Source organism: Desulfovibrio sp. MES5 (assembly GCF_002237645.1).
In the GTDB taxonomy this organism is placed as follows: domain Bacteria; phylum Desulfobacterota; class Desulfovibrionia; order Desulfovibrionales; family Desulfovibrionaceae; genus Desulfovibrio.
The window spans coordinates 46,313-61,792 of sequence record NZ_MJUZ01000001.1; the positions used below are offsets into that span (position 1 = coordinate 46,313).

11 protein-coding genes are annotated in these 15,480 nt (G+C 57.3%); 4 read left to right on the top strand and 7 right to left on the bottom strand.

Annotated elements, in window-relative coordinates; all coding sequences use genetic code 11:
• Positions 1-245: 245 nt before the first annotated feature.
• Positions 246-935 carry a helix-turn-helix transcriptional regulator gene (locus BCS36_RS00210; RefSeq protein WP_291300920.1) on the bottom strand — a complete coding sequence of 230 codons (690 nt, stop codon included), beginning with the start codon at positions 933-935 and terminating at the stop codon, positions 246-248.
• 275 nt (positions 936-1,210) lie between these two features.
• A complete protein-coding gene (locus BCS36_RS00215; protein ID WP_291300921.1) occupies positions 1,211-2,221 on the bottom strand; it encodes an FUSC family protein in 1,011 nt (336 codons plus the stop codon).
• Positions 2,222-2,691: 470 nt separating this feature from the next.
• Here BCS36_RS00215 and BCS36_RS00220 point away from each other — a divergent pair, with 470 nt between their 5' ends.
• Positions 2,692-4,782 carry a methyl-accepting chemotaxis protein gene (locus tag BCS36_RS00220; RefSeq protein WP_291300922.1) on the top strand — a complete coding sequence of 697 codons (2,091 nt, stop codon included), beginning with the start codon at positions 2,692-2,694 and terminating at the stop codon, positions 4,780-4,782.
• A gap of 531 nt (positions 4,783-5,313) precedes the next feature.
• Here the strand turns inward: BCS36_RS00220 and BCS36_RS00225 are convergent.
• From BCS36_RS00225 to BCS36_RS00245, 5 genes are all read right to left on the bottom strand, one after another.
• Positions 5,314-6,177, bottom strand: a complete 864-nt coding sequence (locus tag BCS36_RS00225) for a glycine betaine ABC transporter substrate-binding protein (RefSeq protein WP_291300923.1) — start codon at positions 6,175-6,177, stop codon at positions 5,314-5,316.
• 267 nt (positions 6,178-6,444) lie between these two features.
• Complete coding sequence (locus BCS36_RS00230) at positions 6,445-7,287, bottom strand: proline/glycine betaine ABC transporter permease (RefSeq protein ID WP_291300924.1); 843 nt, start codon at positions 7,285-7,287, stop codon at positions 6,445-6,447.
• Positions 7,277-8,482 (bottom strand): glycine betaine/L-proline ABC transporter ATP-binding protein, encoded by a 1,206-nt coding sequence (locus tag BCS36_RS00235; RefSeq protein WP_291300925.1) that lies wholly within the window; start codon positions 8,480-8,482, stop codon positions 7,277-7,279. Before BCS36_RS00235 ends, BCS36_RS00230 begins: the two co-directional genes overlap by 11 nt.
• Before the next feature lie 740 nt (positions 8,483-9,222).
• A complete protein-coding gene (locus tag BCS36_RS00240) occupies positions 9,223-10,488 on the bottom strand; it encodes a molybdopterin molybdotransferase MoeA (RefSeq protein WP_291300926.1) in 1,266 nt (421 codons plus the stop codon).
• Between the two features lies 1 nt (position 10,489).
• Positions 10,490-11,368, bottom strand: coding sequence for a formate dehydrogenase accessory sulfurtransferase FdhD (locus BCS36_RS00245; RefSeq protein WP_291300927.1), 879 nt, complete (start codon positions 11,366-11,368; stop codon positions 10,490-10,492).
• Between the two features lie 294 nt (positions 11,369-11,662).
• Between BCS36_RS00245 and BCS36_RS00250 the strand changes: the two genes are divergently transcribed.
• The 3 genes from BCS36_RS00250 (at position 11,663) to BCS36_RS00260 (ending at position 14,459) form a co-directional block, all read left to right on the top strand.
• Positions 11,663-12,163, top strand: coding sequence for a hypothetical protein (locus BCS36_RS00250; RefSeq protein ID WP_291300928.1), 501 nt, complete (start codon positions 11,663-11,665; stop codon positions 12,161-12,163).
• Positions 12,164-12,202: 39 nt separating this feature from the next.
• Positions 12,203-13,207, top strand: coding sequence for a GNAT family N-acetyltransferase (locus tag BCS36_RS00255; RefSeq protein WP_291300929.1), 1,005 nt, complete (start codon positions 12,203-12,205; stop codon positions 13,205-13,207).
• Positions 13,208-13,781: 574 nt separating this feature from the next.
• Entirely contained in the window at positions 13,782-14,459 is a 678-nt protein-coding gene (locus BCS36_RS00260) for an outer membrane beta-barrel protein (RefSeq protein WP_291300930.1), read from the top strand.
• Positions 14,460-15,480 lie beyond the last annotated feature (1,021 nt).

Here is a 15,480-nt window from a genome sequence, read left to right on the forward strand (position 1 = left end):
CAGCTTCGCAACATCCTGGACTCCTTGATGAATAAAACAACCAGCAGCTTCAGTGTACGCGCAGGGCCAGAGGGGCGCAAGGGCGGAGGCGCAGACGCAGCGCCACAAAGCTTCCGTGCGCAAGGTCTGTCTGACCGCCTGGGCAATTTCACGCTCAGCCGCTCTGACGGCTGCGCGAGTCGGTGCAGGCCGCGGCACTTTTGTGCAGCGTCAGATCATTTATCCTCGTTCAAAGGGCAAATGTTCTAACGGTATTCGCGCCCGGACCAGAGAACCCGGCCAATAACCCTGAACTGGTCGGCCATGTCGCCGCGCAAGTCCAAACTGACAGGGGGATATGCCGGATTGACGCTGTGCAGTATGATCTTGCCAGGAACCTTGTCAATACGTTTGATATAGATAGCGTCCTCAAAGCCCACTGCGTACAGGCGGCCGGGGCTGATTTCCGTCTGCCCCTTGTCCAGCAGCACCAGATCGTTGTCAAAGATTTCAGGCACCATGCTGTCGCCGGATACGCGCATCAGCACCATACGCCTGGGGTTGCCCTTGCGGCGCAAAAAATCGCCTCTGAAGGCATAGCTGTCATCACTGCGTTCGCTGACCTCAAGGCTGCCCGTACCGGCGGAAAGCCGCGCTTCAGCCAGAGGAATATGGATAAGGTCTGCTTCACTGTCTGGCGAAGCTGCGGGAAGCTCACCCTCCGCCGCTTCGGGAAGGCGCATGGGGCCGCTGCCAAAGAAGAGCCAGTGCGCGTTTACGTTGGTTTCTGCCGCGCATTCCTGTATCCAGGCTGGCGGCACTTCGCCGCGCTTGCGCGCGCCGCTGACGGACTGGGGGGTGATGCCCAGAGCGCGCGCCAGTTCAGCGTCGCTCGTGGCGTTCAGAGCCAGCATGAGCCTTTGCAGGGTCGCTTCGAAGCCGGTTTTTTCGGTCATGGCATACCTCGCGGGCCGCGTCAGCCGTGCCTTCAAGCTGGGCATGCCGCGCGGCGGGCCTTGATCAGCCCGTACACTACGGGCTGTGGGGTTTTGTGAGGGCTGGCAATGTTTCTGACGGGCGGCATGCCCACCAAAAGCGTATATGCCAGGGTCAGGCTATCAATCTTGATGCAGGCAGGCAAGGATTTTATCAACTTTAAGTTGATAAATGTTTTCTATGGGTAATCAAAAAATGATTGATGAAATATGTAATTGTTTTTCACTGCGTTGCGTCAGCTTTGTTTATTCGCGGTCTGTTGTTTTGCGCGAGCCAGCAGTCTGAGGGTCAGGTTGGCCACAAGAACGCCGCCGCAGGCCAGGATAGTGTCGATCAGCCGCCAGCCGAGCAGGGATATGTCGCCCCCCGTAGTCAGCATGGCCATGTCCACAAGCAGGAGCACGCTGAAGGTAATGATAAAGCTGAACTGCATGTAGTGTCCGGCCTGGGCGTAAGGGATGAAAAGGGCGACCAGGGCGATGCAGCCGGCAAGGGGCAGGGGGGCCTGTATGTTGAATACTACCGGAGCCGCCGCAGCAACGCCAAGCACCGTGCCCAGGGCCCGGTCGCGTATGCGCCGCAGTTCGGTCGCGCCGTCACTGTGCATGACAAAGAGCACGGTCAGCCCCACCCATGCAGGATGACTGAAATTCAGATTGCGCGCAGCCAGCGTGCAGAGCAGCACCGTAAGGGGCACCGCCACGCCGTAAAGGTGGTCATTGACGGCCCCGCTCATGAAATCCCTGAATTCTTCAAAGGGGCTTGCTCCGTGCCCCTGCCCGCTGCCAAACGGTATGCCCAGCACGCTGAGCGTCGCGCCCAGGGCAAGCCCCGACATGAAGACGCCCGCCGAAGACAGAGAGTTGGTCAGGCCAAAATGGGTCAGCAGGGCGGCGGCGGCCATATTTTTGACCACAAGGCTGAGGTAGGCCTGATCGGGGCGCGGCAGGGCGGCAATCCAGCTGAATATAACCAGAGGGATAAGAGCAAGGTTGTTATTGCCCTGTGTAAAAACGCCCACAGCGGCTGCCAGGCACACAAGCAGCCCACCCGCGCCGATGCACAGCACGCGCGGCAAGGGCGTGTACCGTGGTGCAATAAACAGGGCAAACAGTGCTCCCAGCGCGCCCAGCAGGGCGATGTCCGGTTTGTTCCATGCCTGGCTGACGCCTATGGGTATGCACATGGCCAGCAGGTAAAGAACGCCTCGAACCATGAAATCACGTGTTTGCGGGGAAATGGGCATGCAAGCTCCAAAGGATCAGCGAAACCAGTTGTATTGTGTTTTGCCACCTAGTTACTACATGGTATATAGGCAGGCATACTAAGGTCAAATGTGCCGTGCGCGCCTCGGATAATCCTGCCTCGTTCAATTATATCAGGGCGGTTGCCTTTAGTCGCTGGCAAGAGGTACGCTGTCGGCACATGTCAGCTTCGTGGCCGCCCGTGTGCGGAAGTCTTACGGTACTGTCTTGTCTTTTTGGCAAGCTGCTGACAAGCTGAGAGTATGATACCCGTATCATACTGAGGATGGGCCGGAGCAGGCCGTTTTTTTGCAGAAAAGCTCAGGGCGTTTTCTGGCGCTCTTAAGAAACGGGCCAGACTGGCGATTAATTGTATATGCTGACAGATCCCTGAAACATGATGGGGCAACCAGATCCCGAATGCCATTTGAAAGTGTCTGAAGGGTGAGAACAGGCAGAGGAGGTTATGTACATGACTATCAAAGTAAGGGTTATTCTGGGATTGCTGCTGACAATCGCTATCATGGCGGGCAGCACCATACCCTATGTAACCAGCAAAATGAATGATAACGCGGAACAGGCATATCTGGACGCCTCAGGGGAACAGCTGCAGATTATGGGCAGCTATATCGAGGAATTCATTGGCGAAGCCGAGCGCAACCTTGCTGTTCTGGCGGCCAATGAGATGCTGATCAATGCCGAAGGGCTTTTTCCCAGCTACGTGAACAAAACGAGCGAGACCCTCTATAAGCGCTCCGACCTTGGCCCGGAGGCCGCCAGGGCCATCCGGCCCATAGTGCGTCTGGCTGAGGTGAACCCCTCCTACGCGGAAATTTACGTGGGATATCCTGACGGCAGTTACGGAACCTCGATGAAGGAGGGGCCGGTCCCCGGGGGATACAATTCTTCCAAGCGACCCTGGTATGTAGGCCGTATGAACTCGGACAAGGACGTGGGCCTCGCCGACAGCTATCTGTCCATTACAGGCGAGCTGGTGCTGGCCGTGACGCACAGCATGCGTGGCCCCAATGGCGAAATCAAGGGCATACTTGGAGCCGATGTCTCACTCAAGGGCCTTTCTGACAAGTTTGCCACGCTGAATTTCGGCAGTACCGGTTATTTTATGCTCATTGAAAATACCGGGCGCATCCTTTGCGATCCCAGAGACAAGGAGCTTACCGGCAAGATTATAGGCAAGGAAGTCAAGGATCCGGGCCTTGAACAGATGTTCAAGGCCAAGGATGGCCTTGTGCTCACCCGTATAAAGGATGTGCCGGTTCGCGCCAACGTGTTTACCACCCGCTTTGGCTGGAAGATTGCCGTCATTCAGGATGAGAGCGAAATTTTCGCCAGCGCCAATGAGGCCATCCGTTCCGTGTCCGTCATCTATGGAATCGTGACGGTCATCATGCTGGTTGTGGCCTGGGGCATCGTGCGGTCCATTAACCGTCCTCTGCGCCTGATTGTTATAGAGGCGGACAAGATTGCCCAGGGCGACCTTAACGTGCACCTTGAACCGCGTGATTTTTACGGTGAACTGGCCGAATTGCGGCATTCGCTGCTGAATATGGTCACCAATCTGCAAAATATGATTGAAACCGCGCAGCAAAAGAGCAAAGAGGCTGAAGAACAGGCTCTGGTGGCCAAGGCCGCCACAGAACAGGCCGAAGCAGCGCGGCAGCAGGCTGAGAGCGCCAGGCGCGACGGCATGCTTGCAGCCGCCAGTCAGCTGGAAGAGGTGGTGTCCATCATCTCCTCCGCGTCCAATGAGCTTTCGGCCCGCATAGATCAGTCAAGCCATATATCAACGGAATCCGCCACTCGCCTCGGCGAGGCCGCCACGGCCATGAACCAGATGAACGCCACCGTGCGCGAAGTGGCGGGCAACGCTTCTTCCGCATCGACCATGTCGGACGAAACGCGGGGCAATGCCGAAAACGGCGCGCAGATTGTGCTGCAGGCTCTGAAGAGCATTGATCAGGTTCACAGCGTCTCAATGGAGCTCAAGGACGACATGTCCCAGCTGAATGAGCACGCCCAGGCCATCAACCGCATCATGGGCGTCATTTCGGATATCGCTGACCAGACCAACCTGCTGGCGCTCAATGCCGCCATTGAGGCCGCACGCGCCGGCGACGCGGGACGGGGCTTTGCCGTGGTTGCCGACGAAGTGCGCAAGCTGGCTGAAAAGACCATGGCGTCCACCCAGGATGTGGGCAATGCCATCAAGGCGATTCAGGAAAGTACTGCCAAGAGTGTCGGCGGTATGGACAAGGCGCTTGCAGAAGTTGAAACCGCCACCGGCTTTGCCCGCCAGTCTGGTGAAGCTTTGCGCCAGATTGTGCAAAATGTGGAAACCACGGCGGATCAGGTGCGGGCCATTGCCACGGCCAGTGAAGAGCAGTCTGCCGCCAGCGAAGAGATCAACGAATCCATCCTGCAGGTCAATGACATGTCCGGGCAGACAGCCCAGGCCATGAGCGAAGCAAACCATGCGGTGAACGAACTTGCGCAGCAGGCGCGTCGCCTGAGCGCGCTTATCGAGAATATGAAAAAGGCCTGATGGCGCTCGCATAAATAGAGCATGTAACTTTGAAAAAAGTTACATGCTCTGACTCTGTACGAGAGTGCAGCGGGCCACAATGCAGCGTGGATTCAGCCGAAGATCGCATTTCTCGGCTGAATGACAGATTGGAATGCGCCGCATTTCAAAGTGACTCCGGTCAAAAGGCGGATACCCGTTCGACGGGTATCCGCCTTTGTGCAAGGCTTGCGACGACTCGTGGCGTGAAAGGTCCGTCTGGCGGGCCTCATGTGCGGGGCAGAATCCAGGGCAAAAATACCCTGAAAACGTCTGGCGTTCATGATATGCCCCCTGGTCGGCACTGTTCCGGCCCGGGGGCATTTTTGTTTTGGCTGCATGGCGCCCTGCTTATGGCAGGGCCGGGAACTTTCCACCGCTCCCCAGCCCATGCCAGCCCATGCCAGCCAGGGCAGGCCAGGGCCAGGCAGGGCGGCCAGCGCAGGTCATGCAGGCCTGTGCCCGTCAGTACACTGGTCAGCGCTTACTGGTGCGCCGCATGAGCGGGTGAACTTATTTTTGCAGCCACGCGTCAACCTGTTCAGGATGGTCTTTCATGAACTGGCGGGCGTTTTTCAGCGGATCCGCCCCTTGTTCCTGATTTTTGGCCATGAGCTGCTGCAACTGGTCCGCCCCGGTGAAGGAGAATTTGGACAGGAAGGCGTGCGCGTCTGGATGATCCTTTTTCAAGCCTTTGCGCCCAACATTGTAAATGGCTTCCTCAGTGCCAAGGCTGCCCTTGGGGTCGTCCAGATAGTGCAGGGGCCAGCGTCCGAACATCCAGTGGGGCGACCAGCCTGTGACGACAATCCATTGCTTCTTGCGAATGGCCTCCGCCAGGATGGAGGTCATGATGGCATCGCTCCCGTCGACCAGTTCCATATTATCTATGCCGTAATCCTTCATAAGCTTTTCCGTCAGAAGCATGATGGCTGATCCGGGGTCAATGCCGATTATCCGTTTCTGAAATTTATCAGCGTTGGCTTTCAGTTCCTCAACAGACTTCAGGGGCACATAGTCGGGCACGGCAAGACCCAACCGCGCGCCACCAGTAAGCTTGCCCAGAATTTCCAGCTTGTCCTTGTATTTTTCGTACATATCCTTGTGGGTATTGGGCAGCCATGCGGTAACCGTGGCGTCGGCGTCGCCCGTGGCCAGGCTGGTCCAGAGGATGGGAAGCGTGACGGGCAGCAACTCAACCTTATAGCCCAACCTGTCTTCAAGCACCGCCTTGGCCAGATGGCTTGAAGCTTTGGCGCAGGCCCATTCCACGTAGACGATCTTGAGGGTTTTGTCCTCTTTCGTATCCTTGGCTGTGGCGTTGACGGCCAGCAGCATGACGGCGGCCAGGGCAATGCCCAGTATGCGAAGTTTCATGGGTACTCCTTTTTTAAAAGGTTGTTCGGGAACGTTTACACTTTGCGAACGTCCATTTGCGAACGTCCATTCACAAAGTGCTAAATACGCCCGCCGCATCGCTTGGCAGCGCAATGAACGCGCTTTGAAAGTAAAATGTTCTTGCTGGCTGAGGCAGGCGTAGGGGTACAATGTCCGCCACTGCGCGTGCAGGTGATTGCTGGGCGCAAGCGTGGACGCGGGTCTTCAACTCTTTGAGAATGTTACTTCTCAAAGGGTTGAAGCACGTTAATGGGTCTTGCCGGAGCTTTTTTGCGCCAAGGCACGGAACATACGGTCAAGGGTGATGGCCACAATGACGATGCCAAGGCCCGCCTCGAAGCCCATGCCGATGTTGAGCCGCTGAATGGCCTTCCATACCTCGCCGCCAAGGCCGCGCGCGCCGATCATGGCCGCAATGACAGCCATGGACAGGGCCAGCATTATGGTCTGGTTTACGCCAGCCACAATGGTGGGCATGGCCAGCGGCAGCTCAAGTTTATAGAGGCGCTGCGCGCGCGTGGCCCCAAAAGCTTCGGCGCACTCCACCAGATCGCGCGGAACCTGCTGGATGCCCAGGCAGGTAAGGCGGATTGCCGGCGGCACGGAAAAAATAACCGTGGCGACCACAGCGCTGACCTTGCCTATGCCAAAGAAGGGTATGGCCGGGATAAGGTAGACGAAGGCGGGCATGGTCTGCATGACGTCCAGCACCGGCATGATGATTTTGCGCGCCGTGGGGTGCATGGCCGCCAGAATGCCGCAAGGCACGCCAACCAGTACGGAAAGCAGCGTGGCCGAGAGCACGAGGGCCAGGGTGCTGATCGTGGGCGTCCATAACCCCAGATTCCACAAGAGAAAGAATCCCAGAACCACAAATACGGGCAGCCCGGGACGGCGCGTCACACGCCAGGCCAGAGCGGCCAGCAGCAGGATAAAGAGCCACGGCGGCGGCAGAAGAAGCGCCTCTTCAAAGCGATCCAGCAGGTTGAGCATGATGGCTGAACCGGCGCGGGTAATGCCGGAAAAATGTTCGACGAGAACATCTATGCCACTGTCAACATAGCTTGCCAGGGGCAATCTAGGCAGCATGGGCGCCTCCCCGGTTGTGTTCCACCAGAGCGCCGAGCAGCAGCCCACGTACAATGACGCCCTGCAAGCGCTGGCGTTCGTCCACCACTGCCAGGGGGTAGGGCAGGTCGGCCATCAGTGGCACAAGTTCAGTTACGGGGGTGTCTGGTCTGACGGTTATGATGTCCGAACTGGTTATTTCCGTCAGGTCCGAACGCCCCTCACTGACCATGCGCTTCGCGTCGGCGGCGTTGATAATGCCCACAAAGCGGCGGTGCCTGTCCAACACGAAAAGCGAGGCGATGGAGTGCACGCGCATCTTGCGCAAGGCGGCGCGCGGGCCGTCCAGCCCCAGCACGGCGGCATCCTCGGAACGTTTCATGACGCTGGCCGCAGTGAGCACCTGCGAGGCGTCCGCCGAGGCGACAAAACGGGCCACATGTTCGTTGGCCGGGGCGTGCAGTATTTCTTCCGGCGTGCCGGTCTGCACTATGGCTCCGTCCTGCAGCAGGATGATGCGGTCGCCGAGTTTGAAGGCCTCGTTGAGATCATGCGTGATGAAGACAATGGTTTTGTGTATGTCTTCCTGAAGCGCCAGCAGTTCATCCTGCATTTCTTGTCTGATAAGGGGGTCGAGAGCGCTGAAGGCTTCATCCATGAGGAGAACTTCCGGTTCCAGGGCAAGAGCCCGGGCAAGGCCCACACGCTGTTTCATGCCGCCGGAGAGCTGGCCGGGATAGGCGTTTTGCCATTGTGCCAGCCCCACGCGCTCAAGTACTTCCTTACTTTTTTTCATGCGGGTGAATTCCGGCACGCCCATGACCTCAAGGCCGAAGGCAGTGTTTTGCAACACCGTTCTGTGGGGGAAAAGCGCGAAATTCTGAAAAACCATGCCAAAGCAGCGCTGACGCACGTGCCGCAGTTTTTTGCTGCTCATGCTGGTGATGTCTTCGCCGTCCACAAGAATGCGTCCGGCGGTGGGCATGATAAGACCGTTGAGGCAACGCAGCAGCGTGGATTTTCCGCTGCCGGAAAGCCCCATAATAACCAGTAACTGGCTGTCTGTGATGTCGATGGATATGTCGAACAGGGCAACAGTGGTGCGGGTCTGGCGCAGGATGTCAGCGCGCGAAACGCCTTTGGCCGCCAGCCGTAAAGCCTGTTTCGGGTGTGGGCCGAAGACTTTTGAAACATTTTGGATAGAGATTTTTGCCATATACCCTCCTTCTGCCGTGGCTCGATATGCCGCGGGTGTAGCCCGTAAGCGGGCGAGTATATGGAAGGACGATCAGGTTGTGACCGTCAAAACGAACTTGCTGGAGTCATCAGCGTTGAGGGCACCAGCAGATGAACGCCTCCTCGGTATGTACCGAACTTCCATAAAGTGTGTAAATAATTGCTGTTAAAACAAACAGCGCCATCATACGAAGTTTGTTTGGCGTCTTTTTTTCCTCCATGTCGGACAGAGGCTGGCCGGGGTCGGGTGAAATGCCCCCTGGCCGGAATTGCAGAGTATGTGTGGTAAGGACAGGCATAATGCAGTGCAAGCTGTTTGGAGAAATATTGTGATTTGTCAAACACACATTACGATAAAAATATGTTTTACAACCGGTATTTCTGGATACTCCACATGTATCAAACTGGTATGAAAAAAATTAACAGAAAATTACGAGATATTATTATTTTCATAATCTTGAGATGAGAAAAATAATAATATTCCGTATGAACTTTTCATGATGATAAAGTAAAAAAGCATGCAAATCAAGGGCTGCTTTTGTTTTGCTGTTTTGTCAGCTTATTTGTTCGCTTGTTTGTTCGGCAAAGATTCTAGGGGTGAGGGCGTGTGGCGGGGGCTCCTTTTGCAAAAGGGGTCCCGCTACAGAGCATTTCAAAGCGGCACTGTTCCGGCGTGGCAAGCTGCCGTGTGAATTCTGGTGAAGGCGCGCCGCAGCAGGGCTATGCCAGAATGACGTCCACTGCCATGCCGCGCCGCAGCGGCGGACATCCTGCGGGAATATCCACAAAGCAGTTGTAGTCGTCGCGCAGGGCGGGCTGGCCTATGCCCCCGTTTTCAGGGCGCATGAAAACCTCGGTGCCTTCAAGCCTCGCCATTATGAGGCGGCGCGCATCCTTGCGGCAGGAACCGAAGTCATTGAGCATGACGCCGCGCAGGCGCTTCAGGCCGAACTGCGCGCGGCCGGACATTTTGCGTATGACGGGCCCCGCCAGCAGGCCAAAGGCCGCAGCGGCCGCCACGGGATTGCCGGAAAGGCCGAGCAGCACACTGTCGCCTATGGCCGCGCCAAGGGTCATGGCTCCGGGCTTCATGTGCAGGCCGCGAAATAGCAGGCGTCCGCCGCGGCGGGCTGCCAGATCCTCCGCCAGGCGTGAGATCAGGTCACGTGGGCCAAAGGACACGCCGCCAGTGGTGATAATCAGGCGGCTGTGCTCAAGCATGGCCTCCACATGCTGTCGCAGGCTGTCGTAGCAGTCGGCGCTGGTTTCCATTCGCAGAATGCGCGCCCCCATATTTTGCAGGCGTACGCCCAGCAGCGTGCCGCTGATGTTGTATATGCCGCCTTCAGAAAGCGGGCGGCCTGGCGGGCACAGTTCGTCGCCGGTTGTAAGCATGCTTGCCGTCGGCTTGTCAAAGACGTGCACATGGGTGTGGCCTTGCCCGGCCAGCAGGCCGAGTGTGCCGCTGTGCAGCACGTCCCCGCGCCGCGTCAGGGGCTGGCCCACAGCCACGTCATGTCCGCAGGGGCGGCAATTGCGGCCCGGCGTCAGGCGGTGGCGCACAGTGACGCGGCTTCCGTCAGTTGTTGTGTCTTCCTGCCACATGACGCAGTCCGCCCCCGGCGGCATCATGGCTCCTGTGGTTATGCGCGCGGCCTGTCCGCGCGGCAGGGGCGCGCCCGACCCTCCGCCCGCATACAGGTACTGGCTCACAGGCAGGGTGACGGGGGAATCCGGGCGCGCGTGGGCGATGTCGTCGCTGTGCAGGGCGTAGCCGTCCACCTGGGCGCGGTCAAAAGGCGGCTGCGGCAGACTGGCGAATATGTCGGCGGCGTTTACCCGTCCGTCGGCCTCAAGCAGGGGCAGGCGAAGGGTCTGCTCTGTGGGGCGGACGCAGGCCAGCAGCGCCGCCAGGGCTTTTTCCAGCGGCAGGATGGTCTGCTGTCCAGAACTATGGGGGCAAGGGGGAGAAGGAAAAAAAGACATGTCAGACTACCCTGTACGGACAGGTATAGATATTGATATTGTCTTTACGTACGAAGCCCAGAAGGCTTATCCGCATGGCTTCGGCCAGCTCCACCGAGGCCAGCGAAGGCGCGCCCGGGGCCATAAGCAGACGCACTCCGCTGACAGCTGCCTTTTCCAGCATGTCCACTGCCAGACGCCCGCTGAAGATCATGAGCTTTCCCTGAGGGGGCACGCCCTGGAGCTGCATGGCCCCTATGAGCTTGTCCAACGCGTTGTGCCGGGCGATATCTTCATAAAACAGCAAAATGCCTTCAGGCGTCGCCAGGGCGCAGCTGTGGGCGGCCCCTGTTTGCCGAAACAGTGCGCAGCGTTCTTCAAAGGCCGCCTGAAGACTGTGCACCTGAGTGGCGTCAAGCCGCACGTCTGCCTGTTTTATTTCAGCCTCTGGCGCAGGCGGCGGGGCAAGGCTGACGCGGATGCTTCCGGCGGCGCGGAGCTTGAGAGCGGGCGGGGCATCGGCGCGGTCGCCTGCAGGCATATGTGGAGGCTCGGCAACTGATGCCGTGGAGGCGCACGCCAGAGAATCCTGCCCATGGGCGTTTTCGGCAGCAAGGCGCGGGCTCTGGGGCGAGGCGGCGTCGTGTCCTGCAGGATGCCGGATGGTCAGGGATGTTATCTGGCGCGCATCACGCAGCAACCCCAGGGTGAAAAGCCGTCCGACGGCCAGTTCCTCAAGGTTGGTGGGCATGCAGTGCATACGGGCCACGGTCTGGCCGTCACAGATGAGGTCATAGGCTTCTTCACGCAGAAGCACGTCCTCCACCTCATGCCTGCCCGTATGGTTGATACGGGTAATGACGCGCAAAACACAGGCTGGTGAAGGCGGGAAAACGGGCATGATGGCTGTGGTCTCCGGTAAAGATTGCAGGCGGCAGAAGGGCCTTTGTGATGGAAATGTCCTGGCCAGATTGTAATCAGCGCCTTGGTGCGGCACTTGCCAACTTTAGCCAAAATGCGTTGAAAAACAAGCGCAATGGGCCGGTTTTGACCAGTTGCGCGGTTTGCATATTTTTTGTGAGGCTGCCACAATATAGGTCATGATTTGCCGGGAATGAAGATAGCCTGAAAAAGGAAGCTTTTCATTACCCGTTTGCTCACATATACATAAATGAGTGGCACACTGGATATATGCATGCCACATCATGAAATTCTTGAAAAAGGAGACATTATCATGAAAAAACTGCTGCTCTGCCTTTTTCTTTTGCTTCTGGCCGCTCCTGTTGGCGCGGACGGAGGCGAACTGGTCTGGAAAGAGTTTGAAGCCAAATGGATGAAAGCCTTCACCCCCGGTTCCGTTACGGTTCAGGATCAGGGGCAGGTAAAAATATGCACGTTGGAAGAAGGGGTTACGGCCACATTTTTTCTGAACACGGACGACATGGTCGAGCGGGCCGTTGTGGTCAATACGGCCGCGTCTTCTGCCCGTTATTTTGAGGGCATAGCGCAGACCATCAAGGTTCTTGCCGGGCAGTATCCCCAGGCGGAGGCCGTCAGTGCTGCCTTTGCCACGGTGCAGCCCGCCACCCTCTGGCGTGCGGTGGGAAACTTCTGTTTTGAGCGCACGCAGGACTCGGATACTGGCTGGTTTTTTTACGCCAGCCGTAGTGAACAGTGCCCTACGGAAGTCAGGTAGGGTCTAACGTCATTAAGGTATTTGCGGGATATGGGCCCTATGGAACAGCTTTCGTTTCATGAGCTTGAGGGGCACGCCGGGTGGCAGCGGGCTGCCCTGTACTCAGGACAGGCAGACCCCTTCTGCTGTACGCCCGCCTGGCAGCTTTCCTTTCATGAGGTTTTTGCCCCTGAGCGCCGCCTTCTTGTGCGGCATGAGAACAGGCTCGACGCAGACAGCGTGCTGGTGTTCGCCGAACAGGCGTTTTCAGCCGAATCCCTGTTGCTGACGCCCATAGACACGTTGTGGTTTTTTAGCTCGCCTTTGCTCGGGTCCCATGCCGTGGACATGCTGGACAACCTGCTGGACGAGCTTGCAGGCAGTCACAAACCGTTCTTTCCGCGTATTGTCATCAGTGGTTTGCAGCCGGGCAGCGTTTTGCCGCGCCGCTTGCTGCGGACTTTCGGGCGCAGGTTTGATTTTTTTATGCATTCTGAAACCGTACAGTGCGCAGCGTCTCTTCAGGGCGGGCTGGACGGCTTTTTGTCTCGCAGATCCGCCAACCACAGGGCCAAAATGTCCAAGGGGCGGCGGCGCGCCCAGAACCGGGGCATTGGCTATGAGCGGCATGTGCCCGCCTCGGAGTCAGAAGCGCAGGCCGTTTTTGCGCGTATGCTGGCCGTAGAGAATAAAAGCTGGAAGGGCGAAGGGCAGTGCGGCATGGCCGAAGAACCCGCCCGCAGCTTTTATGACGCGATGTTGCGGCGGCTTGCCCCGACACGCGGTGCGCGCGTCATGTTTGCCGTGCACGAGGGCCGCGATGTGGGCTTCATTTTTGGCGGCATGGCGGGCGATGTATACCGGGGCCAGCAGTTCAGCTATGATTCTGACTGGAAGGAAGCGGGCATCGGCAACCTGCTGCAGGTCGAACAGGTGGCCTGGCTGTGCGAGCAAGGTGCGGCCCGTTACGACATGGGGCCGTTGACCGGCCCGCGCATGGGCTACAAGGCCCATTGGACAGAGGCGCGCCTGCCCATACAGACATGGCTGATGGTCAAAAAATAGCCAGCCGCACCGTATTCAACCTTTTCATCCACAACGCCTGATACCTGCCTGACGTTCCTGCACCGCTTCTACGCCCACTCTTTCCTGTGCTTGCACATGCCCAACCCTGCCCGCGTTTGTCAGCGTCAGGTTCTGCGCTGCGCAGATTTTCGTGCGCCTGGCTTCCTCACGCCCGGAGCTTCCGCCTGAGCCAGTCCGGCAAACGTGTCCGTGCAAGAGTCCTGATGCGTTACGGATACGTGTGGGCAGCGCCCGCCCGGGTCATGCCAGGGCATGTTGTTCGACGTCCGTGTTGTGGGGCGCTTGGCAAGTATGCGTGCAAGGGCGGGAACGGCAAAAACGCGCCCGAGACGTGCCTGTGCGGCCTGTGTCGCAGGCTGGGTGCGGCTTACGGCGCGGCGCGCAGATTTCATGCGTTGGGAAGGCCCCGGCCAGTGCTGACGGGCTGCAAATCCTTGCTATACGGGCCTGCGAAAGGAAAAATGTAGAAAATTTATTGACATTTTCTAATGAATGTCCGAAATTTAAGGCTGCCCTCGAATAAAAACTGAGGGTAAGTACTAGGAGGACTGTCATGAAACGTTTTATAGTTGCTATGGCACTTGCCCTTTCGTTGGCATTGCCCGGCTTGGCCGCTGCCGAAGGCACCGGCATGTACCTGGCCCCCAAATTTCTTATGAGCATCCAGAGCACCGGACAGATGGAACGCAGCAGCGGTCTGGCCGGCAGTGGTGTGGACGACTACAACCAGTTTACCCTGGGTGGCGCTCTGGCCCTTGGGTACGATTTCTGGCCCCAGCAGATGCTGCCCCTCCGTGCTGAAATCGAATTTGCCCTGCGTGGCAACAGCGAAAAAAGCTGGAGTGATGGCGGTTCGAACCTGCGTGACATCAAAGGCGTGTGGAACAATTCCACCCTGTTTGCCAACGTGTTCTGGGATTTTCATAACGACAGCGCCTTCACCCCCTACGTGGGCGGTGGTCTTGGCATGGCGTTCAACTACACCGGATACACCTTCAAGGGCAACGACGGCAGCAAGTTTGAAGCTGATGATCGCTTCACCAACTTCGCCTGGAACGCGGGCGCCGGTGTTGCTTACAACATCAATGAAAACTTTACCGTTGACGCTTCTTACCGCTTCGTGAGCCTTGGCTACAATGAAGTGAGCTCCACCATCGGCGGCGTCAAGTATGAAGTTGGCAACCGCCCCTACAACAATGAATTCCTGCTTGGCCTGCGCTACGGCTTCTAAGGCAAACCGGCGCTAACCAAGGCCGCAAGGCCTGGTAACCTGCCCCGTTTTGCAGCAGGCAGCGCTTTGTAAGGCTGAATGCCTGCATCTCTGCCGGAGGTGTAGACCGTTTTTTCAGTCGCGGCTTCTGGCCGCAATGCCACCGGTTTTGAAAGCCCCCCGGAATCTTCGGGGGGCTTTCACTTTGTACGCCCCGGGAGTACTTCGGGAACACACAAACATATCTAAAAACCTCAGGTTCGTTACGCCTCTCATCGCAACGCCCGCCAGCGCGGCTGACAGCATTGCCAGTCGTTGCACGCAGTTTTCCCTCTCCATTTCGCACGCCCCAGCGACCCAGGCAAAAGATGTGAACAGCGCAGGAACCTCGCCCACCGTGGTGAAGCGCCGTGGGCATTGCATGCCAATTCCGGACATCCGCCCGAAGTAGAGCGTATGCGGGAAAGCGCGGAGCTGCGCCGGTTCATTATCCACAGTTTGTGCGGCAAGAGCCCAGGCTGCCAGAGCGCCCTCATTACATGCATCTGCCTGTATGGGGCCTGTGTGTTTCACGCTCAGGACGCCCTGTGGAACGGACGCTTGCCTTTACCTACGCCAGTATGATTTCAAACTGAAGCTGTCTGGAATCGTTTGGGTGATGAACTAAAAAACGTCAAGAATTTCTATATAGTTTTTGTGTGTGGCGGGGTATAAAAAAGTAAAATTTCCTGTCTCAGAAGGAGTGAAAAAAAGTAAAAAAATGTTTTTTCCCCCTTGACAATCAGCCTGCCCTTATGGTTCGGAACTTTTGGTGAACATGCTAAAAAAATGGAGTATACGTAAGAAAACAAGAGTAAATTGAAAGTATAAATGTTAAAAACAATGACAGTTTTTGTTAATATAGGTTATCATATTTTTAAAACCCTTGTGGGCTAAGGCTTTTCAGCACGGCCCGAACTGACCGGTAATTATAAAAACATAAAGCATTTCTGCCGATTATCCGTCGTTGCTATTGGGGAAAGCAAATAAGCGTTCTGCCCCA